This is a genomic window from Providencia sp. Me31A, from assembly GCF_050487165.1.
In the GTDB taxonomy this organism is placed as follows: domain Bacteria; phylum Pseudomonadota; class Gammaproteobacteria; order Enterobacterales; family Enterobacteriaceae; genus Providencia.
Window position 1 is genome coordinate 118119 of record NZ_JBKQGZ010000011.1, and the last position, 24802, is coordinate 142920.

Here is a 24802-nt window from a genome sequence, read left to right on the forward strand (position 1 = left end):
GATTAATAACCTTATTTTAGTTTGAAATAAGGAAATTTTTATCTTAATACCATCTTTTTGTGAGTCCCTATGCGTGTTTTGTTAGCTCCGATGGAAGGAGTTTTAGATCCTCTGGTTCGTTCTTTACTGAGTAAAGTTAATGACTATGACCTTTGTATCACCGAGTTTGTTCGCGTAGTTGATACGTTGTTACCCACGAAAACCTTTTACCGCTTATGTCCTGAGTTGAAATTTAATAGCCGCACACCTTCAGGGACTTTAGTTCGTATACAACTATTAGGGCAGCATCCTCAATGGTTAGCTGAAAATGCGGCTAGAGCTGTAGAACTGGGTTCATATGGCGTCGATTTGAATTGCGGATGTCCATCAAAAACGGTGAATGGCCATGGGGGAGGTGCAACCTTATTAAAGCAACCTGAATTAATCTATCGTGCTGTAAAGTCGATGCGTGAAGCTGTTCCTAAAGAGTTACCCGTCTCTGTAAAAGTACGACTCGGTTGGGATAATACAGAATTTGCTCATGATATTGCAGATGCTGTACAACAAGCGAACGCTACGGAGTTAACTGTTCATGGTCGAACAAAAGAAGATGGCTATAAAGCCGAACGTATAAATTGGCATGCAATTGGTGAAATCCGTCGTAGGTTATCAATCCCTATCATCGCAAACGGTGAAATTTGGGATTTTGAGAGTGCTCAGCGTTGCATTGAAATAACAGGGTGTGATGCAGTAATGATTGGCCGAGGGGCACTGATTACACCAAATCTCAGTCGTGTAATAAAACATAATCATAATAAAATGCCGTGGGACCAAGTTGGTCAGTTGTTATTAAGATATACTGAGCTTGAAAAACAAAAGGATACAGGAAATTACCATGCTGCTCGCATTAAGCAATGGTTGGGATATTTACGCAAAGAATATCAACAAGCGGATGAGTTATTTTCCCAAATTAGGGCGTTAAAAAAAGCACCGCAGATCGCACAAGTCATTACACAAATGGTGAGTTATTAATTAAGAATAATAATGATTATCGGGTATTTACAGTTGCGAAATTAACTCACAAGGTCTTTACTATATTCTATATGGTGGTTGTTTGTTTCGTTAATTAGCGATTACTGTATAAAAAATTTTGAAGCATTATTGTGCAAAACGAGTTTAGGGAGGCGTAAGATGGGTATTATTGCTTGGATTATTTTTGGTTTAATTGCAGGTGTTTTAGCTAAGTGGTTGATGCCAGGTACTTATCATATGGGCTTTATTATGACCACAGTGCTCGGTATTGTAGGTTCTGTCGTTGGTGGGTATATCAGCACATTCTTTGGTAAAGGAAAGGTTGATGGTTTTAATTTTGGTAGCTTTGTTGTCGCGGTTATCGGTGCCATCGTCGTGCTGTTCTTAGCAGGATTATTTTCGAAATAGCAGTGTTTTCCCAATAACTTTATCATTAGATAAGCCGCGTGAATTTTACCGCGGCTTATCTGTTTTTATTAGGGCTCTATTGGTAAACCATTATCTTGACCCCATTCGGCCCATGAACCATCATATAAACGTACGTTGTGATTACCTAAAAGGAGTAGAGCCATCAATACCACAGCCGCTGTCATACCTGAGCCACACGTTGTCATTGATGGTGCTTCAATATCCACACCTTGCTGTAAAAATACGGCTTTTAACTGTTCGGGGGATTTGAACATGCCATTTTCAACGAGTAGATCCCACGGTACGTTTTTACTGCCAGGTATATGCCCCATACGTAAGCCTGGTCGAGGCTCTGGAGCTTGGGCAAGAAAGCGAGGCGCTGCGCGTGCATCAATAATCTGAATTTTTCCTTCGTGAACAATTTCAAGCACTTGTTCTTTGTTTAGAGCATTATGCTGCTGACGCGAAACGTTGAAGTATTTATTTTTTACTGGAGTAACTTCCCCTGATTGAGTATCAAACCCAGCGGCTTTCCATGCATCAATGCCACCGGCAAGGATCTTAACGTCTTTACAGCCCATTGTGGTGAATGTCCACCACGCTCTAGGAGATGAAAATAAATTATTTTGCGAGTAGATAACTACGAGCGTGTCATTATCTATCCCCATAGCACTGACAGCTTGGCTAAATTCTTCAGCGCTTGGCAACATGTGGGGAAGATCACAGGTTTTGTTAGCAACTTCATCTTGATTAAAAAACTGAGCATTTGGAATGTGTTCTTCTAAATAACGTTGCTGGCAATCATAAGGGGCGGTTGGTGGTGGGGCGGATGCGTCAAGTACAATGAGGTTATCATCAAGTAGATGCGAATTTAACCACGCTGGGGTTACAAAGTAATCGTTGTACATAAGCTATCTCCATCTTCCGCTGATAAATTATTGAGCTTGGTTTGGTGCTGGTAATGCTGAAGGGGATTGTGGTTGCCCTTGTTCAAGTGGTGTGGTTGAACGGGTATAGATGTTCATCCCAGCTAAAACGATACCACCTATTGAGCCAAAAGCGCATAATGCGCAAAGTGCAATAACAACCTTTTTCATTTTTTATAGCCTGCATAGTAATAAGAACTCAAAGTATAACCGGATGACTGTTGCAAACAAGTTAAAAGCGAATTTTTCTCAGGAAGAGTTGGTGTTTTGCAAAAGGCTTCCCAATTTTTATGTATAATGGGTTTTAATACAGTAGTTTTGCGAATCGGTTGGCAAAAGCTTTTTTTTCGCCTTTTCACCCATTGCGAATATCCTTATTTTTCATTTTAACTTTGGTCATCTGCATAATTTATGTCCCTGTCGAATAAAATTAAAGAACAAATAACCCAGTGGTATAAAGGGCTGTCATTACAAATTGATGGGTTTGTTTCCCGAACTCCACAACGTCAAATGATTGCAGAAGTAGCCAAAAATTTCGCTGATGAAGACGGGCGTCATCTTGTGATTGAAGCGCCGACGGGAGTGGGTAAAACCTTGTCTTATTTAATACCCGGTATTGCTGTAGGGAGAGCAGAAGGCAAAACATTGGTTGTGAGTACGGCCAATGTGGCATTGCAGGATCAAATTTACAGTAAGGATTTGCCATTACTGAGTAAAATTATTCCTGATTTGAAGTATACCGGTGCATTTGGGCGCGCACGTTATGTTTGCCCACGTAATTTAGAGGCAATCTGCGCAGCAGAGGGAGAACAAATTGACTTAATGCTGCTGGTGGAAGATAAAACAGAAATTGCTAATAGTGAAGAGCGCGTGATTTGCCAGCAGTTGCGTAATGATTTTAATAGTTTTGCGTGGGATGGCTTACGTGATCATCATAAACGTGCGTTCAGTGATAATTTATGGCGCAAAGTTAGTACCGACAAAATGAATTGTTTAGGGCGTAACTGCCAATTTTACCAACGCTGTCCATTTTTCATTGCAAGGCGAGAAATTGAAGATGCGGATGTTGTGGTAGCAAACCATGCTTTGGTGATGGCGGCGATGGAGAGTGAGTCCGTGTTACCTGATCCTAAAAAATTATTATTGGTTCTTGATGAAGGGCACCATGTGCCTGATGTTGCGAGGGATGCTCTTGAAGTCGAAGGTGAAATCACCTTAGTTCAATTGACAGCGCAGTTGGATAACTTTATTCAGCATGTAGGGCAATATATGGGGCAATTTCGCCCAGTTAAGCCTCCTAAATTAGCTAAGCCTGAGCGTTTACAACAACATGCAGAAAAATTACGTGAAACCTTCCGTGATTTTTCATTATTGGCAAATGCATTATTGCCTGAAAGCTCAAAAGACGCGGAATATCTATTTCCTCTGGGGGTGTTACCAGAGGCAATGCAGCTGAGTTGCCAAGAACTGTTTAAACAGACGGATGCATTGAAAGGTTTAGCAGAAGCCATACTCAATGATTTAACGGAGCAAACGGCAAAACAAGATATTGTGCGTTTACATCGCTCTATTTTAATGACAAGCCGAGCGATGGGGTATTTTGAAAATATGGCAAAACTGTGGCGTTTAGCTTCTCTTGACCAAAGCTCAGGAGCGCCAATATCGAAGTGGTTAAGCCGACGTTATGAAAAAAATCAATCACGCTTTTGCATGCATTGTGCAGGGCTCCGTGTAAGTGAGCAGCTACAACATCTACTATGGCGTAATGTTCCACATATCGTGATCACATCGGCAACTTTACGCTCTTTAAATAGCTATTCACGTTTTATGGAGCTTACGGGGCTGTCAGAAAAAAGTGATGACCGGTTTGTGACGCTTGATTCACCGTTTAATCATGTTGAGCAAGGAAAAATTATTATTCCGCAAATGGAATATGAGCCAACTATTACCACTGAAGCTGAGCACTTAGAGGAAATGGCGCTATTTTTTCGAGAACAATTTAAAACAGGTATACACCGTGGGGTTTTAGTTTTATTTAGTAGTCAGCGGGCGATGGATGGTTTTCTCCAACATGTCAAAGACTTGCGTTTACAACTTTTAGTGCAAGGCGACCAGCCTCGTTATCGGTTAGTGGAAACACACTGTGAACGAATTAATCAGGGGCAATCTAGTGCTTTGATTGGATTGCAATCTTTTGCAGAAGGTTTAGACCTTAAGGGCGAGTATTTAACACAAGTTCATATCCATAAGATTGCGTTTCCACCTGTGACTAATCCTGTGATCATCACCGAAGGTGATTGGTTAAAATCATTAAAACGGTATCCTTTTGAAGTACAAAGCTTACCAAGCGCTTCATTTAATCTTATTCAGCAAGCGGGTAGGCTAATTCGTAGCCATGAATGTTATGGTGAAATTATTATTTATGATAAACGGCTGCTGACGAAAAATTATGGTAAACGTCTATTAAGTGCATTACCTGTATTTCCTATTGAGCAGCCCAAAATGCCTGAAAAGCAAGAATAAAAATAATGTATACCACGGCGATAAATATCGTAGAGTGATAATAATAAATAAGATTGGTTTTAAATATTGTTATTAATAAATAAAAGATAGGCCAGCGATGCTGGCCTATGGTCAATTAAAATTGACTCTATGGAACGACATTACTCAATATTAGCTTCTAAGAACCAAAGGAATTTATCCATATCACGGGATGCCGCGGTAAACATATCTGCGGTGTCTTCGTCTTCAACTTCATCAATAGCTTTACGTATATCATTTGCCACAACCGCATAGCGATCTGCTAAAGCTTTCAAGTGGTCTTGTACACTATGAATATTAATAGGGTAGGCTTCTAAAGAGGTATAACGGTTCACTTCTTGAGTCGTACCAATTGCTACGCCACCTAACTGAACTGCACGCTCAGCAAATTCATCTAAATGCTCGACTAACGTTGTTCTAAAGCCATCAAGCATTTCATGAACTGCAATAAAATTACGGCCACGCATATTCCAGTGTGCTTGTTTCGTCATTAAAGATAGGTCTGTAAAATGAACCACCATAACATTAAGAATACCAATGGTTTCCAGTTTTACACTATCATCCAAATCATTACGGGTATATAAAAGTTCAGTTGAAGATGCTTTAAATAATTTTGCTGTACTCATAATTCATCCTCTCTTAAATATGAATTTGTGTAGTAACCTTATCTGTTAATAAAGATAAAGTATTTAAATTAATTTGTCATAACGTAATAAACGATTAAATTAATAGGTCTATTCGATATGTTGTCAGCTGCTTCTAATCATTGTGGAACTTGAGCATTAATTTTTTTTGCAATAAGTGCGGTAGGAAAAATAATATTTAAATAATAAAATTAAAATAACAAATAATTATGTCAAATGGGTGAATAAATTTTTACATGAAAAAGGTTAATAAACTTGTCAGTGAAAATTTATTAACCTAGTAAATTTCATCATTGTTAGCAGGTTTTTCAACCTGCTATGAAACTTTTTCGATTTTTGATTTTGGCACTGAAGTGGAAGTTGAGCCAATTGAGGCACATACAATACAGAGTAATGCAAGCCATTGGGTCATAGTGAGGTGTTCTTGTAGGAATACAATACCTAAAAATGCCCCCATGCAAGGTTCTAGGCTCATTAATGTCCCGAATGTTTTCGCTGGTAAGCGGGTTAATGCGATCATCTCTAATGTATAAGGAAAAGCGGTCGACAAAATGGCAACAGCTAATGCGACAGGTAAAATTGATGGGTCAAACATGACTTCAAACCCAGTCTGCATTAATCCTATAGGAAAGAAAATTAATGTAGAGATAAACGAACCAATAGCCACAGTTGATGCGCCGTATCCTGCTCCTGCACGTTGACCGAAAATAATGTACAACGCCCAACAAACCCCTGCACCTAAAGCGTAAATGGCGCCAAGTGGATCAATTGAGTTGATATTGTCACCAATAGGCAATAAAAACAGTAGCCCAGCAATAACAAGTACAATCCAGAGAAAATCAATAGGGCGACGGGATGAAAACATGGCAACAGCCAAAGGCCCTGTAAACTCAAGTGCTACCGCAATTCCTAGTGGAATACGCTCAAGGGACAAATAAAAGAGGTAATTCATTGTTCCTAAAGACAAACCATAAGTCAGTAATGGGACAAGTGAATTTCTTCTGAATTTTAAACGCCATGGCTTAAAAATAATGAACAATATAATTGTAGCAAGCAATAAACGTAAACCAGTAACACCGGGAGCGCCGATAATAGGGAATAAAGTTTTAGCTAAAGAAGCCCCGCTTTGAATAGAGGTCATTGCAAGTAATAATAACCCTATAGGTAATAACGGAAATGCGCTCTTTTTAGTGTCGGCAGACATAAATAAGTAAACCTCAGAAAACGTGACTTAATTGGTAATAAATATTTAAAAAATAGGTATTTGTTGGTAAAAAATAATTTCATAGTGATTATCTCATAAAAGAGAAGCGCTTTATATTTCTTTATTGTTCAATTGTCTTCAAGGAAAGAGAATTATGTGCTCTATAGGTGTGGGTTTGTTGGCTTATGAGTCTTGTGATGCTATAAACATTGATTAGTATAATTTTATTATGGCGCATAATGTAAGTTGAGCTTTAGAGGGAGGTTCGTATAATTCTTTTTTCTAAAAAAGCCATATTAAAATAGAAAATGAGGATCAAATGGGAAAAGTTAAAAGTATTGCGGTGTATTGTGGTTCAAGCATGGGTAACCATGAGATTTATCAGCAAAAAGCGATAGAGTTTGCTAAAGAAATGGTCAAACGTGATATCACGTTAGTTTATGGTGGCGCAAGTGTGGGGATCATGGGGACTATTGCAGATACTATTTTGTCTTTAGGTGGAAAGGCAATTGGCGTGATCCCATCACTTCTTGAGGAACGTGAAATTTCTCATAAAAACCTAACTGAGTTGTATAAAGTTGACACTATGCATCAACGTAAAAGCAAAATGATTGAACTGGCTGATGCATTTGTGGCTTTACCTGGCGGCTATGGCACATTAGAGGAATATGCGGAAGTGTTTACTTGGAGCCAAATTGGCTTACATACCAAGCCTTGCGCACTGTTTAATATTAATGATTATTGGCAGCCACTCATTGATATGACTAATAAAATGGCCGATGAAGGCTTTCTACATGAAAAATATCGCCATATGGCAATTGTCAGTGATTCTCCAAGTGCATTACTCGATAGTTTCGAAAGCTATATAGCACCGCCTGTAAAAACTTATGATTAGCTGAATAATAAATTGAGAAAATAAATGATAAGACCCGCGATACAAAAGGATATAGATGCTGTTCTCTCTCTCTCTTTATCAAACCCTATTTGCGGAAATGGCGGTGCTAGATAGTGAACGTATGAGACCTGCCGAGCAGGCGAGAGAATTTGTTGAAGATGCTATCAGTAATGACATATTTCATCTATTGGTTGCTGAGTTTAATGGTGAAATAAAAGGGTTTTGTATCGCACAACAGCAAGCAAGTGCGCCTTATAGTTGTATGGTACCCCGTAATTTTGGTTATGTATTCGATCTTGTGGTTGACCCTAACTTTCGTGGTGCTAAGGCAGGGCATTTGCTATTTCTGCGACATCGTCACATTATGATTGGGCGTTGAAAATAATAAAAAAACACCAAAAATCATTGCTAAATTAGTTAGCATATTAATAGATATTAGGTGATGATGAATACATTCCATTGATAGGATGGCGAGATGAATAAAAATGAATTGATGGATTACATTCAGGGTAATTATGGTTCAGCGCCTGAGTATCCGTGGGCTAAGTATCCTAACTATCTTATTTTTAGACATAAAAATAACGCAAAGTGGTTTGCTGTGATGATGACTATTGCATCAACGAAACTGTATGAAAGTGATAGTGAAGAGACAGTGGATATCATTAACCTGAAAGCAGCTCCTGAACTCGTGGGTTCTTTGCGGCTACAACCTGATGTTTATCCTGCTTATCACATGAACAAAGAGCATTGGGTAACTATAAAGTTAGGGGGCGGCTTTAAAGATGATGAGCTAAAACTGTTAATTGATGATAGTTATCGGCTAACAACGTAATGGGTTGTTAAACTGGGGTTTCATCGCCCAAATAATAGTAAATGAATTCATGTGAGGGTGGAATGAAAAAGATATTATTAATTGCCACACTATTAGTGCTATACGGTTGTGATAGTAAACCGGATGCTCCATTTGGTTTAAAATGGGGGCAAACGATGGACAGTGTTAGCTTTATCAAAAATGGCAAATGTGAGAAAAAAGATAGCACGGCCATTTGTACGTTTGATAATCAAAAACCCTTTAACACATGGTCATTTTCTAATGAGCTCAAATTTGATAATGACAAGCTTGTTGAGGCGGTTTCTGTCTTTGCGGGCACAGATGGACAAAACCCGAGCTTTGAAAATTTCAAACAAAAGCTCAATTATGAGGCCGACTTTTTATTGAACAATGGCTTTGATAAAGAAATACTGAGCAATATCAAGCAAAAATGTGAAGACAGTATTTCTTGTGATAAAACGAGTGAAAGAGCTAAAACAGCCACCGGCAACACCAGTATCTGGGTCACAACAACGACCACTCGAAGTCCAATTGCAGTAGTGACATTTACGCCATAATAAAAACAAAGCCCTACCAAGTTGAAGCTAAATGCAATGGTAGGGTTTTCGCTATTACCTTAGCTAATCGAATTAATACCTCTCGAACATCGGCAATTATTCCATTCCTCATACAAAACAGCACAAGATCTAAGCATCTTAATATGGCATAATACGCGGCTATTTATACCAGTCGTGTAGCAAGTGGCATATACAAAGGGTGGAATTGTTATTCAAATGACTTTTGATTATTTCGCCTTGCAAGTTATGAACAATATTGAAGACTAGGTAATTCTACACCGTTTAATTAAAGGCATCGCAGTGTTAACAACGAATAATATCACCATGCAGTTTGGCAGTAAGCCTCTGTTTGAAAACATTTCAGTCAAATTTGGAACTGGTAACCGTTATGGTTTAATCGGTGCGAATGGGGCGGGTAAATCGACGTTTATGAAAATATTAGGTGGTGATTTAACCCCAACAGCGGGGAATGTCAGCACCACTGATCCGAATGAACGTATTGGTAAGCTGCGCCAAGACCAATTCGCATTTGAAGAATACACAGTACTAGACACCGTGATTATGGGCCATATTGAATTGTGGAACGTAAAACAAGAACGCGACAGAATTTATGCATTACCCGAGATGAGCGAAGAAGACGGTTACCGTGTTGCTGACTTAGAAGTCGCTTATGGTGAAATGGATGGCTACAGTGCAGAAGCGCGAGCTGGTGAATTATTGCTTGGTGTTGGTATTCCTGTTGAGCAACATTATGGGCCGATGAGTGAAGTCGCTCCTGGTTGGAAACTACGAGTACTGTTAGCTCAAGCCTTATTTTCTGATCCTGATATTCTGTTACTTGATGAACCGACGAACAACTTGGATATTGATACCATTCGTTGGTTAGAACAAGTTTTAAACGATCGTAACTGTACCATGATCATTATTTCCCATGATAGGCACTTCTTAAATACCGTATGTACGCATATGGCAGATTTAGATTACGGTGAATTACGTTTATTCACGGGTAACTATGATGAGTATATGATTGCGGCAACGCAAGCGCGCGAGCGTTTACTTGCTGATAATGCAAAGAAAAAAGCGCAAATCGCTGAGCTACAATCATTCGTTAGTCGCTTTAGTGCTAACGCATCTAAATCGAAACAAGCCACTTCTCGTGCTCGTCAAATTGATAAAATTCAGCTTGATGAAGTGAAAGCGTCTAGCCGTCAAAACCCATTCATTCGTTTTGAACAAGAGAAAAAATTGTTCCGTAATGCGCTTGAGCTGGAAGGCGTTGCGAACGGTTATGATCAAAACCTCCTGTTTAAAAATGTGAACTTGCTGCTTGAAGTCGGTGAGAAAATGGCGGTTATTGGTGCTAATGGTATCGGTAAGACCACCTTCTTAAAAACCTTGATGGGTGAGCACCCTGCGACAAGCGGTATGGTCAAGTGGTCAGAAAATAGCAGTATTGGTTACTATGCCCAAGATCATGCAGAAGATTTTGAAACTGACCTAAATGTTTTCGACTGGATGAGTCAGTGGAAAAATGAAGGGGATGACGAGCAAGCTGTACGCAGTATTTTAGGTCGTTTATTGTTCTCGCAAGATGACATTAAGAAAAAAGTTAAAGTATTGTCTGGTGGTGAGCAAGGACGTATGTTATTTGGTAAGTTAATGATGCAACAGCCAAATATTTTGATTATGGATGAGCCAACCAACCACTTGGATATGGAATCCATTGAGTCATTGAACTTAGCCCTTGAACTGTATAAAGGTACGCTGATCTTTGTTTCTCATGACCGTGAGTTTGTGAGTTCATTGGCTAGCCGTATTTTAGAAATAAAAGAAGATAAAGTGATTGATTTTAAAGGAACTTATGACGAGTACCTGACAAGCCAAGGCGTGGTTATTTAATCATTATTTTATCTAGCGATAAATTAAAGTACTTTTCATCTCTAAACACCTGATAGCCTCTATTGGGTGTTTTTTCATTCAGTGATGCGCTATTTTTGAAGTTAAGCGAGGAACTAGGGTGAGGGAGGGGAAATTAGGGGGAAAGTCAAAGATAAAAACTCCCAAGTGTAGGAGCTTTTATCTTGGTGTTTTTGTATTGACTTAGTTCTTTTTCACAAACTCAGATTTCAGCTTCATTTGGCCAAAACCGTCAATTTTACAATCGATATTGTGGTCACCTTCGACTAAGCGAATGCCTTTTACACGGGTACCGATTTTTAGCATTGATGAGCTGCCTTTGACTTTTAGATCTTTAATGACAGTCACCGTGTCACCATCAGCTAAAAGATTGCCGTTGGCATCTTTAACAATTAATTCGTCAATATCAGCAACCGGCTCGGCATCGTTCCATTCATGCGCACATTCAGGGCAAATATACATATCGTTATCAGTATAGGTGTATTCAGACTGACATTTAGGGCAAGGAGGGAATTGCATATTTATACTCTCAGTAACAAATCAAAAATAAACGGCCGTAACAGTTTTACTCGTTGGTGCCGCAAAAGAGAGATAGTATAAGGTGAAAGGGCAAAAAAAATATTTTTTCGGATTATTCTTAATTTTTAAGATGAAAGGCGGAGAATTCCGCCTAACGAGTAAATGTACTTATTGATTTTTAGAGCAGACTTCACAGAGTGGGTCTTTACTCAGTTTGAATTGCCGAAAATCCATACTCATCGCATCAAATAACAACACTTTCCCCGAATTTACCTTGCCATAGTTGGTTAATAATTTAATGGTTTCCATAGCTTCTAAAGTCCCAATCGTACCGACTAAAGGGGACATCACGCCAGCTTCAACACAAGTCAGGCTATTTTCACCAAATAAACGGCTCAAGCAGTGGTAGCAAGGCGTATCGTCTTGGTAAGTAAAAACAGACAGTTGCCCCTCCATACGAATTGCAGCTCCGGAAACTAACGGTTTTTTATGGGGCAAACATAATCGGTTCAATTGCTCGCGTATTGCCACGTTATCGGTACAGTCTACTATCACATCATGATGAACAATTAATTTATCAAATTGCTGATCATCTAATTGCGCATTAACGGTATCAATATGAATATGGGGATTGATAGCACAAAGCTGCGCTTTAGCGGAATCGACTTTAGGCTCACCAATAGTGGCATCGCGATGCAAAATTTGCCGTTGTAGGTTCGATAATGACACAGTATCAAAATCAACAAGTGTTAGATAACCCACACCGGCAGCAGCAAGGTACTGAGTTGCCGCGCAACCTAATCCACCAAGGCCGATAACAAGCACCTTACTGGCTTTCAGTTTTTCTTGTCCGTCAAAATCAAACCCACGTAGAATGATTTGGCGGTTGTAGCGCAGCATTTCTTCATCAGTAAGTTCTTGCACGGTGATTATTCGCTTTTCAATAAATAGTTAAACATTTCAACTTCAACCATCTCACCTGCATCGACACGGCCGCGTTCTCTTTCTAATACGATAAAGCAGTTGGCTAAGCTAAATGAGCTAAACACATGTGATCCTTGGTGCCCTGTTGTGGCGACCTGCAATTGGCCTTGGTCATTCGTCGTTAAAATACCGCGTTGGAAATCAAGGCGACCCGGTGTTTTCTTCAATGGTGTGGTGACAGGCACTTTAAAACGCTGTGGTGCGCGCCATTGGCTGTGACCTGAAAGACGGGCGATGAGTGGTTGCACGAGCTGATAAAACGTTAATGCGGCAGAAACTGGGTTACCCGGTAGTCCACAAAACCATGAAGAACTCAATTGGCCGAAAGCAAAGGGTTTACCCGGTTTAATTGCCAATTTCCAAAAGCCAATAGTGCCAATTTCATCAAGGATCTGCTTAGTATAGTCCGCTTCCCCAACAGAAACGCCTCCACTGCTGATCACTAAGTCGGCTTGCTGGTCGGCTTCAATAAATGTTTGCTTGAGCTTTTCAGGAGAGTCGGGGAGCACGCCTAAATCTAATACTTCACAGTTAAGCTTTTCAAGCATCAGGCGAACGGTAAAGCGGTTAGTATCATAAATTTGCCCATCAGCTAGTGGGTGGCCAACCGCTTGCAGCTCATCACCGGTAGAGAAAACAGCCACTTTTAGACGGCGATACACGGTGACTTCTGAAATGCCTAATGAAGCAATTAAAGGAAGTTGAGCAGTTGTAAGTAAGGTTCCAGCAGGGAACACTGGGCTGCCTTGGGCGATATCTTCCCCCGCTTTACGGACATTGCTACCTTTTATAATGGGGTGAGTGAATCGTATACCTTGCTCAGTTTGCTCAGTGGACTCTTGCATGACAACGGTATCAACACCTTGTGGAATAGGGGCTCCAGTCATAATGCGGACGCAGCAACCTGCTTTAAGTTCGCCCTCCATAGGGTTACCTGCGAAGGATTTACCTGCGACTGGCATCGGCGTTTTACCATCCCAATCAGCGAAGCGTAGGCCGTATCCATCCATAGCGGAATTGTCGAATGGGGGAACGTTGATTGGGGAAATCAGGTCAGTGGCGATAATGCGTTGTGCTGAACTGGTCAGTGGAATGATCTCAGTGCTTGTCACTATTTTCGTGTTAGAGAGTAGTTTTTCTAATGCAAGCTCTAGAGAAATCAAATCGTTAGTATGACACTGATCCATAAATAATGACCCTCATTATTGTTATATGCCTTGAGGCTTAAAATGTGTTCGTAATGCATATTATGGCAGAAATCCCCGAATGGGTGAATGAATAGAAATTGATTACAGATAGCTTTTGGTCAGATTTATCGGGTTTGACTATGGTTTTATAGGCTGTGGGCTGCACAAATGGGGAAGACCTTTTAATGGACAAATAGGTATCGTGAATAAAATTGTCTTTATAGATGCGAATTTTTCACACGAATTGCCAAGGTAGTGCTGGATTATCTGTACCTGCTGTTTTAGAGTACTGCGACACCTGCATTTTTATAAAAATAGTTACACCATTTGTGGAGGATCACATGTCATCTCTAAGTAAAGAGGCCGAATTAGTTCATGCCGCTTTAGAAGCTAGAGGCTTAGAAACCCCTTTGCGCATCCAGCCGACATCTGGCGAAGAACGTAAGCAGCTGATTGAAGGGCACATGACAGAGATCATGAAGCTACTGAATCTTGACCTATCAGACGATAGCTTAGCGGATACCCCGCGGCGTATTGCTAAAATGTATGTTGATGAGATTTTTTCAGGCTTAGACTATGCTAATTTCCCAAAAATCACATTAATTGAAAATAAAATGAAAGTAGATGAAATGGTGACAGTACGGGATATCACGCTAACCAGCACCTGTGAACATCATTTTGTGACGATTGATGGTAAAGCTATCGTGGCTTATATCCCTAAAGATAAAGTCATTGGTTTATCTAAAATTAACCGTATTGTGCAATTTTTCTCCCAGCGACCACAAGTGCAGGAACGCCTGACACAGCAAATTTTAGTTGCACTGCAAGCATTACTAGGGACAACCAATGTTGCCGTTAGTATTGATGCCGTCCATTATTGCGTAAAAGCGCGCGGTATTCGAGATGCAACTAGCGCTACGACGACGACTTCTTTAGGGGGGTTATTTAAGTCGAGTCAAAATACACGACAAGAGTTTTTACGTGCTGTTCGTCATTTGTAATTTATGACAACCACGTCGTCAAAGCGTATTGCGCAGCTTGACGCTGTACGTGGCATGGCAATATTAGGTATTTTTTTGATGAATATCTTTGGTTTTGCTTTGCCACAATCGGCTTACCTTAATCCTTATTACACACTTAATGTCTCTGCCTTGGATGCTAATATTTGGATTGGCTTTAATGTGCTATTCCAAGGAAAAGTACTGGCGATTTTTTCCATTTTATTTGGGGCAACTTTAGCGCTATTACAGCAGCGAACGTTGCGTTGGAATCATTGTCGGCTGTTTATCTTAGCCATTTTTGGTGTTCTGCACAGCGTCGCTTTTTGGGATGGTGATATTCTGCTTGCCTATGCGCTAACGGGGCTGGTCGCTGTTTATTTATTGGAACATTACAGTAACCGCACGTTGTTGGCTCTTTCTATTACGATTTACTTGGTTGGTTTAGTCATTTTATTTGTGCTTGGGAGTATGGTTGACCCCAGTCAGTTTTGGCAACTTTCAGAGCAGCAAATTAACGATGAGCAAATAATCAAAGTGTCGGGTGGAATAAACGGTATTATTTATCGCACCACAGAAATGTTGGGTATGGTTGAAATGTTAGTGATCCAGTATGGCTGGCAGCTATTAAGTTTAATGATAATTGGCTCTTTGCTTATTAAAAATGGTTGGTTAAGTGGGCAATTTAGCCCACAACATTATCGTAAAATCGCAGTGGTGTTTATCGTCCCTGCCTTAGCAGTACAAATAATAGCCTTATATATCCAGAGCCAATATCATTGGAGCTATTTTTCCACCTCAATTGTTGGCTATATTATTAATGAGCTTGCGATTCCTTTTCAGGCGTTGGGGTATATTGCGTTGGTGTATGGATTTTGGGATAAAATTCAATACAGCCAAGCATTAGGTTGGTTACAAAATGTTGGCCGGATGGCACTGAGTAACTATATTTTACAAACCTTAATCTGCACTACCGTGTTTTATCAATTAGGCTACTTTAACCAATTTACTCGATCAGAATTACTAATCTTTATTCCCATTATTTGGCTGGTGAATCTGTTGTTTTCCTATTATTGGTTGCAATTATTTCAGCAAGGGCCACTTGAGTGGGTCTGGCGAAAACTCACGGATAAGTTGTACCGCTAATATAATGATGGTCGTCAGTAATAGAATGGGTGAATGGTGTATCTTCACCCATTTATATAAGCAAGTTAATTTAGCTTATTCACTTCATCTGGCGACACAGCCGGATAACCTTTAATACCCTCTGGCATTTTTATTGGTGCAGGGATGGATTCTTGCTCACCTAAAAATTTGGGCTCGCGTTTAAGAATATACAGATCTGCAAGTGCCCCTAAACGTGCGAATGCTTCACGTATTCTGACTCTAAACATCCTTGATGGTGTAGGTACCGCTAGGCACTGGGCATCAATCCCTTTATGTTTAGCGATAAAAACTGCGCGTTCACAGTGAAAGCGTTGGGTAATAATGGTGAAATTATCGGTATCGAAGACTTTTTTTGTACGTACAACTGAGTCTAGTGTTCTAAAGCCTGCAAAATCGAGGACAATTTTAGAGGCAGGAACCCCTGCTTTAATTAAGTCCTTGCGCATATTGATAGGTTCATTGTAGTTATGAGCTCCATTATCCCCACTGAGCAATAAGTATTTCACTTTTCCACTATGATAGGCTTCTGCTGCACCTTTGATACGATAAGAATAATAGAGGTTGTTAGCCCCGGAAGCATAGTATTTGGATGTGCCGAGCACCATACCAACATCGCGAGCAGGTAAATTCTCTACATCTTCATAGATATAGGGGGCCGTATCCCAACTTATCCAGCGATCAAGCAATATAATGGTCATAAATGCGATCCCTGCAAAAATAATAAGACCAAAAAACAGACGTTTCCTCATGTCCTGCCTTGATAATAAAGTGTCATCATTCGAGATTATTTGCCTTAACTATGTCTTCTTCTAGGCTACTTGAGTTAAATTAGTGACGCAAGTCGCGTAACGTAAAGTCATGTCAATGTTAGTTCTTCGTTTAAAGTTGACGAATATTAAAGCTAATTTTTGAATGCAAAGTAATCAGAGTTAGGATGAAAAATAGTACGCCCACCTATCAAAAAGTGAGCTGCTTCACAGAGCCACAGTTTTTTCACAATCAAGCTATTTATTATGAAATTTTAATTCTATATTTATTTTTTATTGTGAAATTTAATTTCTTTTTGAGTAAAACTGCATCAAAAATAGCTATTAATAATATGCTTATCTGATACGTGAGGAAAATATGAAACTAACCACATTATTCACAGCCAGTGCCATGCTACTTAGTGCAAGCGTGGCGGCGAAAGAGTACCAAATTAATCATACCGATCAGTTTAAATCGCTCAATGATGCAACTAAAAGTGCTGAAGTATGGGAAAAAGCGGAAGTACTGACTGACTTTACATATCCATGGGAAAAAGAAGCGCCACCTAAAACCGATTTTCGCGCATTATGGAGTGATGATGCTTTATATTTCCGCTTTATTGCGGATGATAAAGACATCCAGTTAGGCGATGATCCAGATAAAGACCAAGCGGTGTTAGATTCAGATCGAGTAGAGCTATTTTTTGCGACTAGCCCTGAACTTAAACCGTATTACACTGCGGAAATGGACCCGAAAGGACGCATTTTTGACGCGAAAGCCAATTTCTATCGTGAAGTGGACCCAAGTTGGAATTGGGAAACACTGCAAACGGTTGGTGAAATAACGCCAACTGGTTATGTGCTTACAGGGAAAATTGACCTTGATGAATTTAGCAAATTAAATTTATGGCAAGACAAAGACAAGCAAACTCTAATGTGCGCGATATTACGCGGTGAATTCAGCGCGGGTGAGCCTAAGCAAGTTCGTAAGTGGATTAGCTGGATCAAACCTGACTCTGTTAAACCTGATTTTCATATTCCATCCGCATTTGGTACATGTAAATTTGTTAAATAGCACTGCATCCGGTGGCGTTAAGTCACTGGTTTTTGCCTCTCAAATATTCAGGACTTCGATAAATTAATTGTGAGAAAGATCATAATCATCAACTTAGTTGGTCTATTAATTGCCGTTTAAATTGAAATAAAAATTCATTTGTAGTAATTTTTGATGAAATTAAATTTCAAAAAGGACGTTTCAATGTCTCTAGCCGAAAGTACTTTGAGTGATTGCCTACAAAATGAATTCAATCAGGAAACCATCCAGTTTTCGCGTTTGGAGACATTATCGATGGTCACAGCGATTAACCAAGCTGATAGCACAGTTGCAGGGGCGATTGAGCATATTTTACCCGCTATTGCACAAGCGGTTGATGCCATTGCTGAGTGCTTAAAACAAGGTGGACGTTTATTTTATATCGGGGCAGGAACGAGTGGGCGACTGGCAGTATTAGATAGTGCGGAATGTCCGCCTACATTTGGAACCTCACCTGATATGGTGCAATCCATTATTGCTGGTGGACAAGAGGCAATGTTGAAAGCCGTTGAAAATATTGAGGATTCAACAGATGCCGCAATCGATGAACTGAAAAAGCGCCAGTTTTGTAAAAAAGATGTGCTAGTGGGGATCGCGGCCAGTGGCCGTACTCCCTTTACATTAGCAGGTATCGAATATGCGAATGAAATAGGGGCATTAACGGTCGCGATTACAACGCGCGGGCGTGGGCTACTGAGTGAGGTTGCCCAGCTTTCCATTGCACCGGATGTTGGCCCTGAAGTTTTATCGGGTTCAACTCGCATGAAAAGTGGTACGGCACAAAAAATGATCCTAGGCATGTTGAGCACCTGTGTTATGGGGCGTTTAGGCCGTATTCATACCAATTTAATGATAGATGTGGTTGCGAGTAATATTAAATTAAGACGCCGAGCAGAACGTATTGTCAGTGAAGTTTGCGGTATTGATACGCAAATAGCAGCGGAATTATTGGCGCAAGTGGATTATCACCCACGACGCGCAATTTTAATGTATGAATTACAAATAAACGCACAGCAAGCGACGGACATGGTTCAACAGCATCCAAATACCACACTGGATAGTATGTTAGACACACACCGTTAATAAATGGGGATTGCGTGAAGGAGAGCTAGCAAATAGCTTAACCAACACCGGGGGAATAATATGGCTAATAAGATAGAACATCTGGAAGTACTCGCCAGAGAAATAGAAAAATACGCGGGCGGTTTTGAGAATGTAGCAACATTAACTCACTGTATGACTCGTATTCGCTTAGTTTTAAAAGATAACAGTAAATTCGATGCCGATGCCTTGAAACAAATTGAGGGGGTAAAAGGCGTAGTATTTAATGGTGAACAACAGCAAGTCATTGTGGGGATGGGCACTGCGGCAAAAGTGTTTTCAGTCATGAATAAACGCATGCAAGGTAGCGCATCTGCAACAACAGAAACGAGCGAGCCCGCAGCGAAAAAAGGCTTCTCTATCCGCCGTACGTTGAATACCTTAGCGGCTATATTTGTTCCTACTATTCCTGCACTGATTGGTTGCGGTCTTATTATGGGGCTGATCAATATTGTTCGCTTGGTTGCACAGGGTGTTGTCGACCAATTCCCTGAGTTATTCAAATTATTAAAGCTAATCGGTAGCGCTGTCTTTGCCTACCTCTCCATTATGATTGGGGTGAATACAGCTAAAGAGTTAGGCGCATCGACATCAATTGGTGCCGTAATGGCAGGGCTACTTTCGATGCCGGGGCTTGCGGATATCACCTTATTTGGCGAAAAGTTGCAGCCAAATAGTGGCGGGATCTTTGCCGTCTTGATGGTGGTCGTCTTTTCTTCAAAATTCGAAGTGTGGTTTAGAAGCATCATTAAAGAAAGTTTGGATTTGATCGTAACGCCCTTTGTGACCATTTTAGTGTCTGCCATGGTCGCGATCATCGTATTCCAACCTGCGGGGTATTACTTAAACCAAATTTTGGCGCAAGGGGTTTCTGTTGCACTGTTAAATAGTGGTGGCGGTGCCGTGGCTACTGGTGGGATCTTAGGGGGTAGCTTCTTATTCTTACTCTTAACAGGTTTGCACCAAGGTTTGATCCCCATTCATGCGGAAATCTTACAAACTTTTGGCCTGAATTATTTATTTCCAATCTTAGCGATGGGCGGAATGGGGCAGGTAGGTTCTTGTTTCTGGGTCTATTTAAAAACCAAAAATCCACGTTTGAAAAAGACATTAGTAGGTGCATTGCCTGTGGGGATCTTTGGTGTGGGTGAGCCATTGCTATTCGGTGTGTCATTACCATTAGGTAAACCATTCATCGCAGGTTGTATTGGTGGTGCTGCGGGTGGCGCATTAATGGCCTTCTTCCATGTTGGGATTATTATTCCATTCGGAACAGCAGGCTTATCATTAATTCCATTGGTCGGTGATGGCCAAATATTGGATTTTCTGATTGCGGTTGCAGGCGCATGGATTGTCGGATTCATTGCCAGTATGATAATAGGCTTCACTGATCCAGAAAAATAATTAGAAGGAATAGCCATGTCGACACTGACGGTAAAACTGGAAAGCTTACAGACTAGAGGTAAAGGCACCGAACAGCGTATTGCAACGTTTTTGCTGGATAATCGTGAGAGTTTGATTGCAATGAATGCAGCAGAATTAGCGCAAGCCGCAGGGGTAAGTAGTGCATCGGTCATCCGCTTTTCACGCCAAATGGGTTACCGTGGCTATCCTGAATTTAAAGTTGATTATTTATCCGATGAGAAACAGCATAAAGCAGAAAGCTTATATGGCAATTTGAGTCGCAATGATGAAACGGCTCAAATTATTGCCAAAACGGGGCAGATGTTTATCTCAACCATTGAAAAATCGCTAGACTTGCTAGACCCACTCGTGGTGGATGATGTTGCACAGAAAATGAAGAATGCAAAGCGCATTGTTTTATTTGGGATCGGCTCTTCAGCCATTGTTGCCAGTGATATTTTTCATAAATTAATTCGTATTAATAAACATACATTGTTCAGTTATGATTTACATGTGCAACTGAGTTATTCAGCTAATCTGAGTCCTGATGATTTAGCCATTGCGGTAACGGCTCGTGGTAATACCCAAGAGATCAACAATATGTTGCGAGCAGCGAAGGAGTCAGGCTGCACAACGGTTACGTTAACGCGTTTTGGACAAGATGAGGCGGCTAAATTAGCTGACCTGACTTTGCCTTATTTTTATGACGAACAGCATACTCAATTAGGGGTTATTACTCCCCAAGTATTGCAGATGATTATTTTTGATACGTTGTTTTTTAAATACCTGACGTTAGCAGATAGCGATGCAGATACTGCATTGCAAAAAGGGCGGCGAGCACTGATACAAGGCAAGAGATAATGATTGTAACGGAGTTAGCAATAGGGGCACTCATTGGGCTGATTATCAGCACAACAGGCGTCGGTGGGGGGGTTATTGTTTTACCCATCTTAACCTATTTTTTTGGGCTTAATGCATTAGCGGCAGTGGCTACCGCCAATTTTCTGTCTATGTTGATGAAAGTATCCTCTTCATATATGCATTTTCGATTAGGCAATATTCCATTTAAAGGCGCCATGATAGTCCTTGCTATTATGTTACCCAGTACCTTTTTATCGAGTTTGTTGGTGACGTGGCTGGGAGGGCTTCCTAGATATGAAAAGCAAGTGGAATGGGGGATTAACCTTCTTGTTGCAGCTGCAATTATTTTCTCGCTCTATTTATTTATTCAAAGAATGTTTTTTGCTAACAAAATAAAAAGTGGGCAAGTGAAAACAAACCAACTAAAAGCGATGGCTATTCCTGCAATTTTAGCAGGCGTTGTATTAGGCGCGACGGGAGTTGGTGGCGGTGTAGTTGTCTTACCGATGTTACTGCGTTATATGGAGCTTAATATAAAACAGGCAATTGGTACCTCAATTTTTGTCACTACGGTGTTATCAGGGTCATCGGCTCTAGCCTATGCACAAGACGGTTATACCGATTTAAAATTAGCTTTAATACTGTGTGTGGGAGCATTAATAGTGATGCCGATTGCTAAATATTTATTAGTGCATTTATCTGAGCGAACCTTTCAATATATCACTTTGCTATTAATTAGCTGTAGTGCCGTCATGATGACTCTAAATCTATTTCCATAATTCTAATGCGTTGCTTCCTGATATTTGTACTGTGAATAACAGGAAGCGATTAAAACTACTCAAGATCCCATTTTTTTAAATGACTGAGTTCTTTTTCCATTTCTTGATAAATAAACTGGCGTTCAAACTTGAGGTTTTCGTCTTCGGATGACGAAAATTGATACATTGTAAATACGAGAACGGCAGTAGCAATTAGTGTGATGAATAAACTGGAAAGGTGTTTTAGGCGCGCAGTTGATTGTGGTGCAAGGACAAATGCGCCACTGATTATTGCACCTAAAATCGCACCACCAATATGTGCTGCATTATCAATACCTGACTGTAAACCATTGACTAACGTTAAGGCAATCATCCCAATAATATTATACAAAGGACGTTTTAGTTGATTACGTTCTTCAATGGATAGGTTAGGGTTATTGATAGCTTTTAAGAGGTCAATAACGCAAGCGGCTGCTAACCCCATAATGGCGCCTGAAGCACCAATACTGACCGTAATATAAACCGTATTATCTTGGAGATACAAACTACCCCATGAACTCATTGACGCTCGATTAGCGGCTTCCTTGATACTTTCATTATACTGCCAATACGCACTAAAAAAGGCAGCCCCGATACCTGAAAATAGGTAGATAACCAAATATCTGAACTTGCCATAATTGCGTTCACACTCAATACCAATTACAAATAAAGCTAAGGTATTCAAGGCGAGATGAATACCTCCTGAATGTAACACCATACTCATAGGATAGCGCCACCAATCCCCTGTTAAAGACAATTGATAGACATTGGCGCCAAATAACAACAAATTATTTTCTTGGGAATCAAGGGGGGCGGCATAGGTTAATTGGTAAAAATATACGGTAATATTGATAGCAATGATAAAAAGAGTTAAAGCCATTGCCCAAAGAGAAAATTTAGGTGTTTTTGCTATTTCAGCCGTCATTTTAACATCCTATAAAGGGATAATGGTTATTATATTAATTAAGTTTATGTGTTGGTGCAATTTACCATTATCTAATTAACACCATTTACGCTATTTTCAAACTAACGCTTAAATAAAAAAGGCACCGAAGTGCCCTTTATTTACTTAAATATTCAGTGATTAGAATGAAGTACGTTTATAGGTACGGTACTCAGGCTTCCAGAAATTACGCTCAATGGCTTCATCGAGAGCGCTGTCTGAAGTGACTGTTGCCACCCCTTGAACTTGCGCTTCTTTGGCAACTTGCTTAGCAATAATACGGGAAACATCTTGAATATCGGAAAGCAGAGGCAATAGAGCACCTTCACCATTTTTCGCCAGAGGCGAGCAGCTGGCTAATGCACGGCTTGCTGCCATCAACATGCCGTCAGTGACACGTTTAGCCCCTGATGCAATCACACCAAGTCCAATACCTGGGAAGATATAGGAGTTATTACACTGGGCAATTGGGAAAACTTGGTCTTTGTAAGACACAGGGCTGAACGGGCTGCCTGTTGCTACTAATGCTTTACCATCGGTCCAATTAATAATATCTTCAGGACGCGCTTCAACTCGTGAGGTTGGGTTAGACAATGGCATCACGATAGGACGTTCACAGTGTTTGTGCATTTCTTTAATGATTTCTTCTGTGAATAGACCTGCTTGACCCGATACCCCAATCAAAATGGTTGGTTTGGCATTACGCACCACATCTAACAGGGAGATTGAATCACTGTTAACATCCCAATTAGTTAAATTCCCACTGTTTTGGGTCAGTTTAGCTTGGAAGTCGAGTAAATTAGGCAGTTTATCAGTTAACAAACCAAAGCGGTCAACCATATAAATGCGCGAACGAGCTTCTTCGTCGCTTAACCCCTCAGACTTCATTTGTGCGATAATTTGTTCAGCGATGCCACAACCTGCGGAGCCTGCACCTAAGAACGTGACGCGTTGGTCGCTTAGTTTGCTCCCCGCAGCATGGCTTGCGGCAATTAAACTTCCTAATGCAACAGATGCAGTCCCTTGAATATCATCATTAAAGCAGCACAGCTCATCGCGGTAACGGTTTAACAATGGCATGGCATTCTTCTGAGCGAAATCTTCAAACTGCAACAGAACATTTGGCCAACGGCGTTTTACCGCTTGAACAAATTCATCTAGGAATTGGTTATATTCATCACCAGTGATGCGTGGGTGGCGCCAGCCCATATACAGAGGGTCATTCAGGCGCTGAGGGTTATTCGTTCCCACATCAATAACAATAGGCAAAGTATAGGCAGGGCTGATCCCCCCACAAGCGGTATATAAAGAAAGCTTACCGATAGGAATACCCATCCCCCCGATACCTTGGTCACCAAGGCCTAAGATACGCTCACCGTCAGTGACAACAATCACCTTAACATTCTGCTTGGTTGCGTTTTGTAGCATGTCATCGATGTATTCACGGTTTGGATAAGAAATAAATAAACCCCGCGCACGACGATAAATATCAGAGAAATGCTCGCAAGCTTCTCCAACTGTTGGTGTATAGATGATTGGCATGACTTCTGTCAGGTGGGCATCTATAAGGCGATAGAATAAGGTTTCGTTGGTATCTTGAATATTTCTTAAATAGATATGCTTATCAATATCTGTTTTAAAATCAATTAATTGGCGATAAGCGCGCTCAACTTGTTCTTCAATAGTTTCAACTTGTTCAGGCAATAACCCATGTAAGTTAAAATTCGCACGTTCTTCTTCGGTGAACGCGCTTCCTTTATTCAGTAAAGGAAATTCAAGCAAAATTGGGCCAGCATAGGGGATATAGAGAGGGCGTTTTGTTTCGTATTCATGTTCCATGAAATATCACTCTTCGGACGATTAATCAACAAAGTCAGGGTAGATCCTAAGCTAAATAGCAAATATGTACAGCAAATAATGATAAAAAAGCGTTAAAAAATTTACTGAAAAATATTGTGCATATGATAAGGAGTTTAAGAGGGAAAGGGAATGAAAGCCGTCAGCGGTGTGCTCATTACGGAGGATAGATCACGATTCGCTCAATGATGACCGGTTTTGTTCTATTCG

General features: G+C 40.4%; 25 protein-coding genes. 15 read left to right on the forward strand and 10 right to left on the reverse strand.

Translation table 11 applies throughout. The features are described from left to right. Positions 1-69 precede the first annotated feature (69 nt). Together dusC and ACLPIE_RS10930 are read left to right on the forward strand one after the other, a co-directional pair. Positions 70-1011: a tRNA dihydrouridine(16) synthase DusC gene (gene dusC / locus ACLPIE_RS10925; protein WP_430261651.1), complete on the forward strand. Its 942-nt coding sequence runs from the start codon at positions 70-72 to the stop codon at positions 1009-1011. Between the two features lie 159 nt (positions 1012-1170). Beyond that, positions 1171-1419, forward strand: a complete 249-nt coding sequence (locus ACLPIE_RS10930) for a GlsB/YeaQ/YmgE family stress response membrane protein (RefSeq protein WP_430261652.1) — start codon at positions 1171-1173, stop codon at positions 1417-1419. A gap of 68 nt (positions 1420-1487) precedes the next feature. On the opposite strand, the gene sseA is transcribed toward ACLPIE_RS10930, so the two are convergent. Together sseA and ACLPIE_RS10940 are read right to left on the reverse strand one after the other, a co-directional pair. Continuing rightward, positions 1488-2327, reverse strand: a complete 840-nt coding sequence (gene sseA / locus ACLPIE_RS10935; RefSeq protein WP_430261653.1) for a 3-mercaptopyruvate sulfurtransferase — start codon at positions 2325-2327, stop codon at positions 1488-1490. Between the two features lie 27 nt (positions 2328-2354). Beyond that, the gene (locus ACLPIE_RS10940; protein WP_430261654.1) at positions 2355-2516 is read right to left on the reverse strand and encodes a hypothetical protein; all 162 of its coding nucleotides are present in this window, start codon (positions 2514-2516) and stop codon (positions 2355-2357) included. 240 nt (positions 2517-2756) lie between these two features. On the opposite strand from ACLPIE_RS10940, the gene dinG reads away from it, so the two are divergent. Continuing rightward, a complete protein-coding gene (dinG, locus tag ACLPIE_RS10945; RefSeq protein ID WP_430261655.1) occupies positions 2757-4868 on the forward strand; it encodes an ATP-dependent DNA helicase DinG in 2112 nt (703 codons plus the stop codon). 140 nt (positions 4869-5008) lie between these two features. On the opposite strand, the gene dps is transcribed toward dinG, so the two are convergent. Both dps and rhtA read right to left on the reverse strand, forming a co-directional pair. Further along, positions 5009-5512, reverse strand: coding sequence for a DNA starvation/stationary phase protection protein Dps (gene dps / locus ACLPIE_RS10950; RefSeq protein WP_430261656.1), 504 nt, complete (start codon positions 5510-5512; stop codon positions 5009-5011). Between the two features lie 334 nt (positions 5513-5846). Then, positions 5847-6734 (reverse strand): threonine/homoserine exporter RhtA, encoded by an 888-nt coding sequence (gene rhtA, locus ACLPIE_RS10955; RefSeq protein WP_430261657.1) that lies wholly within the window; start codon positions 6732-6734, stop codon positions 5847-5849. 319 nt (positions 6735-7053) lie between these two features. On the opposite strand from rhtA, the gene ACLPIE_RS10960 reads away from it, so the two are divergent. The 5 genes from ACLPIE_RS10960 to ACLPIE_RS10980 all read left to right on the forward strand — a co-directional run bounded on the left by ACLPIE_RS10960 (position 7054) and on the right by ACLPIE_RS10980 (position 10917). Continuing rightward, positions 7054-7629, forward strand: a complete 576-nt coding sequence (locus ACLPIE_RS10960) for an LOG family protein (protein ID WP_430261658.1) — start codon at positions 7054-7056, stop codon at positions 7627-7629. Positions 7630-7684: 55 nt separating this feature from the next. Then, positions 7685-8008: a GNAT family N-acetyltransferase gene (locus ACLPIE_RS10965; protein WP_430261659.1), complete on the forward strand. Its 324-nt coding sequence runs from the start codon at positions 7685-7687 to the stop codon at positions 8006-8008. A 96-nt stretch (positions 8009-8104) separates the two neighbouring features. Further along, the gene (locus tag ACLPIE_RS10970) at positions 8105-8461 is read left to right on the forward strand and encodes an MmcQ/YjbR family DNA-binding protein (RefSeq protein WP_430261660.1); all 357 of its coding nucleotides are present in this window, start codon (positions 8105-8107) and stop codon (positions 8459-8461) included. A 62-nt stretch (positions 8462-8523) separates the two neighbouring features. Next, positions 8524-9018 carry a hypothetical protein gene (locus ACLPIE_RS10975; RefSeq protein ID WP_430261661.1) on the forward strand — a complete coding sequence of 165 codons (495 nt, stop codon included), beginning with the start codon at positions 8524-8526 and terminating at the stop codon, positions 9016-9018. Positions 9019-9318: 300 nt separating this feature from the next. Beyond that, on the forward strand, positions 9319-10917 hold the full coding sequence (locus ACLPIE_RS10980) for an ABC-F family ATPase (protein ID WP_430261662.1): 1599 nt from the start codon (positions 9319-9321) through the stop codon (positions 10915-10917). Positions 10918-11118: 201 nt separating this feature from the next. Here ACLPIE_RS10980 and ACLPIE_RS10985 read toward each other — a convergent pair whose 3' ends face one another. The 3 genes from ACLPIE_RS10985 to moeA all read right to left on the reverse strand — a co-directional run bounded on the left by ACLPIE_RS10985 (position 11119) and on the right by moeA (position 13625). After that, entirely contained in the window at positions 11119-11454 is a 336-nt protein-coding gene (locus ACLPIE_RS10985; RefSeq protein WP_369308295.1) for a zinc ribbon domain-containing protein YjdM, read from the reverse strand. Between the two features lie 168 nt (positions 11455-11622). After that, a complete protein-coding gene (gene moeB, locus ACLPIE_RS10990) occupies positions 11623-12378 on the reverse strand; it encodes a molybdopterin-synthase adenylyltransferase MoeB (RefSeq protein ID WP_430261663.1) in 756 nt (251 codons plus the stop codon). A 5-nt stretch (positions 12379-12383) separates the two neighbouring features. Beyond that, complete coding sequence (gene moeA, locus ACLPIE_RS10995) at positions 12384-13625, reverse strand: molybdopterin molybdotransferase MoeA (protein ID WP_430261664.1); 1242 nt, start codon at positions 13623-13625, stop codon at positions 12384-12386. A 341-nt stretch (positions 13626-13966) separates the two neighbouring features. Between moeA and folE the strand changes: the two genes are divergently transcribed. After that, a complete protein-coding gene (gene folE, locus ACLPIE_RS11000) occupies positions 13967-14626 on the forward strand; it encodes a GTP cyclohydrolase I FolE (RefSeq protein WP_430261665.1) in 660 nt (219 codons plus the stop codon). Positions 14627-14629: 3 nt separating this feature from the next. After that, positions 14630-15769: a DUF418 domain-containing protein YeiB gene (gene yeiB, locus ACLPIE_RS11005; RefSeq protein ID WP_430261666.1), complete on the forward strand. Its 1140-nt coding sequence runs from the start codon at positions 14630-14632 to the stop codon at positions 15767-15769. 65 nt (positions 15770-15834) lie between these two features. Here the strand turns inward: yeiB and sanA are convergent, their stop codons facing one another. Next, positions 15835-16539: an outer membrane permeability protein SanA gene (sanA, locus tag ACLPIE_RS11010; protein WP_430261667.1), complete on the reverse strand. Its 705-nt coding sequence runs from the start codon at positions 16537-16539 to the stop codon at positions 15835-15837. A 376-nt stretch (positions 16540-16915) separates the two neighbouring features. Between sanA and ACLPIE_RS11015 the strand changes: the two genes are divergently transcribed. The 5 genes from ACLPIE_RS11015 (at position 16916) to ACLPIE_RS11035 (ending at position 21774) form a co-directional block, all read left to right on the forward strand. Continuing rightward, positions 16916-17611, forward strand: a complete 696-nt coding sequence (locus ACLPIE_RS11015) for a carbohydrate-binding family 9-like protein (protein ID WP_430261668.1) — start codon at positions 16916-16918, stop codon at positions 17609-17611. A 183-nt stretch (positions 17612-17794) separates the two neighbouring features. Continuing rightward, positions 17795-18712, forward strand: a complete 918-nt coding sequence (murQ, locus tag ACLPIE_RS11020) for an N-acetylmuramic acid 6-phosphate etherase (RefSeq protein ID WP_430261669.1) — start codon at positions 17795-17797, stop codon at positions 18710-18712. Positions 18713-18772: 60 nt separating this feature from the next. After that, a complete protein-coding gene (locus ACLPIE_RS11025) occupies positions 18773-20134 on the forward strand; it encodes a PTS transporter subunit EIIC (protein WP_430261670.1) in 1362 nt (453 codons plus the stop codon). Between the two features lie 15 nt (positions 20135-20149). After that, positions 20150-20995, forward strand: coding sequence for a MurR/RpiR family transcriptional regulator (locus tag ACLPIE_RS11030; RefSeq protein WP_430261671.1), 846 nt, complete (start codon positions 20150-20152; stop codon positions 20993-20995). Then, positions 20995-21774 carry a sulfite exporter TauE/SafE family protein gene (locus tag ACLPIE_RS11035; protein WP_430261672.1) on the forward strand — a complete coding sequence of 260 codons (780 nt, stop codon included), beginning with the start codon at positions 20995-20997 and terminating at the stop codon, positions 21772-21774. The genes ACLPIE_RS11030 and ACLPIE_RS11035 overlap by 1 nt, the downstream gene beginning before the upstream one ends. A gap of 55 nt (positions 21775-21829) precedes the next feature. On the opposite strand, the gene ACLPIE_RS11040 is transcribed toward ACLPIE_RS11035, so the two are convergent. Together ACLPIE_RS11040 and ACLPIE_RS11045 are read right to left on the reverse strand one after the other, a co-directional pair. Further along, on the reverse strand, positions 21830-22717 hold the full coding sequence (locus ACLPIE_RS11040) for a rhomboid family intramembrane serine protease (protein WP_430261673.1): 888 nt from the start codon (positions 22715-22717) through the stop codon (positions 21830-21832). Positions 22718-22876: 159 nt separating this feature from the next. Continuing rightward, the gene (locus ACLPIE_RS11045; RefSeq protein WP_430261674.1) at positions 22877-24574 is read right to left on the reverse strand and encodes an NAD-dependent malic enzyme; all 1698 of its coding nucleotides are present in this window, start codon (positions 24572-24574) and stop codon (positions 22877-22879) included. Between the last annotated feature and the right edge of the window lie 228 nt (positions 24575-24802).

What these genes read in the sequence shown, in the direction of transcription:
- dusC (WP_430261651.1), top strand. Translation starts at nt 70, where the DNA reads ATGCGTGTTTTGTTAGCTCCGATGGAAGGAGTTTTAGATCCTCTGGTT.
- ACLPIE_RS10930 (WP_430261652.1), top strand. Translation starts at nt 1,171, where the DNA reads ATGGGTATTATTGCTTGGATTATTTTTGGTTTAATTGCAGGTGTTTTA.
- sseA (WP_430261653.1), bottom strand. Translation starts at nt 2,327, where the DNA reads ATGTACAACGATTACTTTGTAACCCCAGCGTGGTTAAATTCGCATCTA.
- ACLPIE_RS10940 (WP_430261654.1), bottom strand. Translation starts at nt 2,516, where the DNA reads ATGAAAAAGGTTGTTATTGCACTTTGCGCATTATGCGCTTTTGGCTCA.
- dinG (WP_430261655.1), top strand. Translation starts at nt 2,757, where the DNA reads ATGTCCCTGTCGAATAAAATTAAAGAACAAATAACCCAGTGGTATAAA.
- dps (WP_430261656.1), bottom strand. Translation starts at nt 5,512, where the DNA reads ATGAGTACAGCAAAATTATTTAAAGCATCTTCAACTGAACTTTTATAT.
- rhtA (WP_430261657.1), bottom strand. Translation starts at nt 6,734, where the DNA reads ATGTCTGCCGACACTAAAAAGAGCGCATTTCCGTTATTACCTATAGGG.
- ACLPIE_RS10960 (WP_430261658.1), top strand. Translation starts at nt 7,054, where the DNA reads ATGGGAAAAGTTAAAAGTATTGCGGTGTATTGTGGTTCAAGCATGGGT.
- ACLPIE_RS10965 (WP_430261659.1), top strand. Translation starts at nt 7,685, where the DNA reads ATGCTGTTCTCTCTCTCTCTTTATCAAACCCTATTTGCGGAAATGGCG.
- ACLPIE_RS10970 (WP_430261660.1), top strand. Translation starts at nt 8,105, where the DNA reads ATGAATAAAAATGAATTGATGGATTACATTCAGGGTAATTATGGTTCA.
- ACLPIE_RS10975 (WP_430261661.1), top strand. Translation starts at nt 8,524, where the DNA reads ATGAAAAAGATATTATTAATTGCCACACTATTAGTGCTATACGGTTGT.
- ACLPIE_RS10985 (WP_369308295.1), bottom strand. Translation starts at nt 11,454, where the DNA reads ATGCAATTCCCTCCTTGCCCTAAATGTCAGTCTGAATACACCTATACT.
- moeA (WP_430261664.1), bottom strand. Translation starts at nt 13,625, where the DNA reads ATGGATCAGTGTCATACTAACGATTTGATTTCTCTAGAGCTTGCATTA.
- folE (WP_430261665.1), top strand. Translation starts at nt 13,967, where the DNA reads ATGTCATCTCTAAGTAAAGAGGCCGAATTAGTTCATGCCGCTTTAGAA.
- yeiB (WP_430261666.1), top strand. Translation starts at nt 14,630, where the DNA reads ATGACAACCACGTCGTCAAAGCGTATTGCGCAGCTTGACGCTGTACGT.
- sanA (WP_430261667.1), bottom strand. Translation starts at nt 16,539, where the DNA reads ATGAGGAAACGTCTGTTTTTTGGTCTTATTATTTTTGCAGGGATCGCA.
- ACLPIE_RS11015 (WP_430261668.1), top strand. Translation starts at nt 16,916, where the DNA reads ATGAAACTAACCACATTATTCACAGCCAGTGCCATGCTACTTAGTGCA.
- murQ (WP_430261669.1), top strand. Translation starts at nt 17,795, where the DNA reads ATGTCTCTAGCCGAAAGTACTTTGAGTGATTGCCTACAAAATGAATTC.
- ACLPIE_RS11025 (WP_430261670.1), top strand. Translation starts at nt 18,773, where the DNA reads ATGGCTAATAAGATAGAACATCTGGAAGTACTCGCCAGAGAAATAGAA.
- ACLPIE_RS11030 (WP_430261671.1), top strand. Translation starts at nt 20,150, where the DNA reads ATGTCGACACTGACGGTAAAACTGGAAAGCTTACAGACTAGAGGTAAA.
- ACLPIE_RS11035 (WP_430261672.1), top strand. Translation starts at nt 20,995, where the DNA reads ATGATTGTAACGGAGTTAGCAATAGGGGCACTCATTGGGCTGATTATC.
- ACLPIE_RS11040 (WP_430261673.1), bottom strand. Translation starts at nt 22,717, where the DNA reads ATGACGGCTGAAATAGCAAAAACACCTAAATTTTCTCTTTGGGCAATG.
- ACLPIE_RS11045 (WP_430261674.1), bottom strand. Translation starts at nt 24,574, where the DNA reads ATGGAACATGAATACGAAACAAAACGCCCTCTCTATATCCCCTATGCT.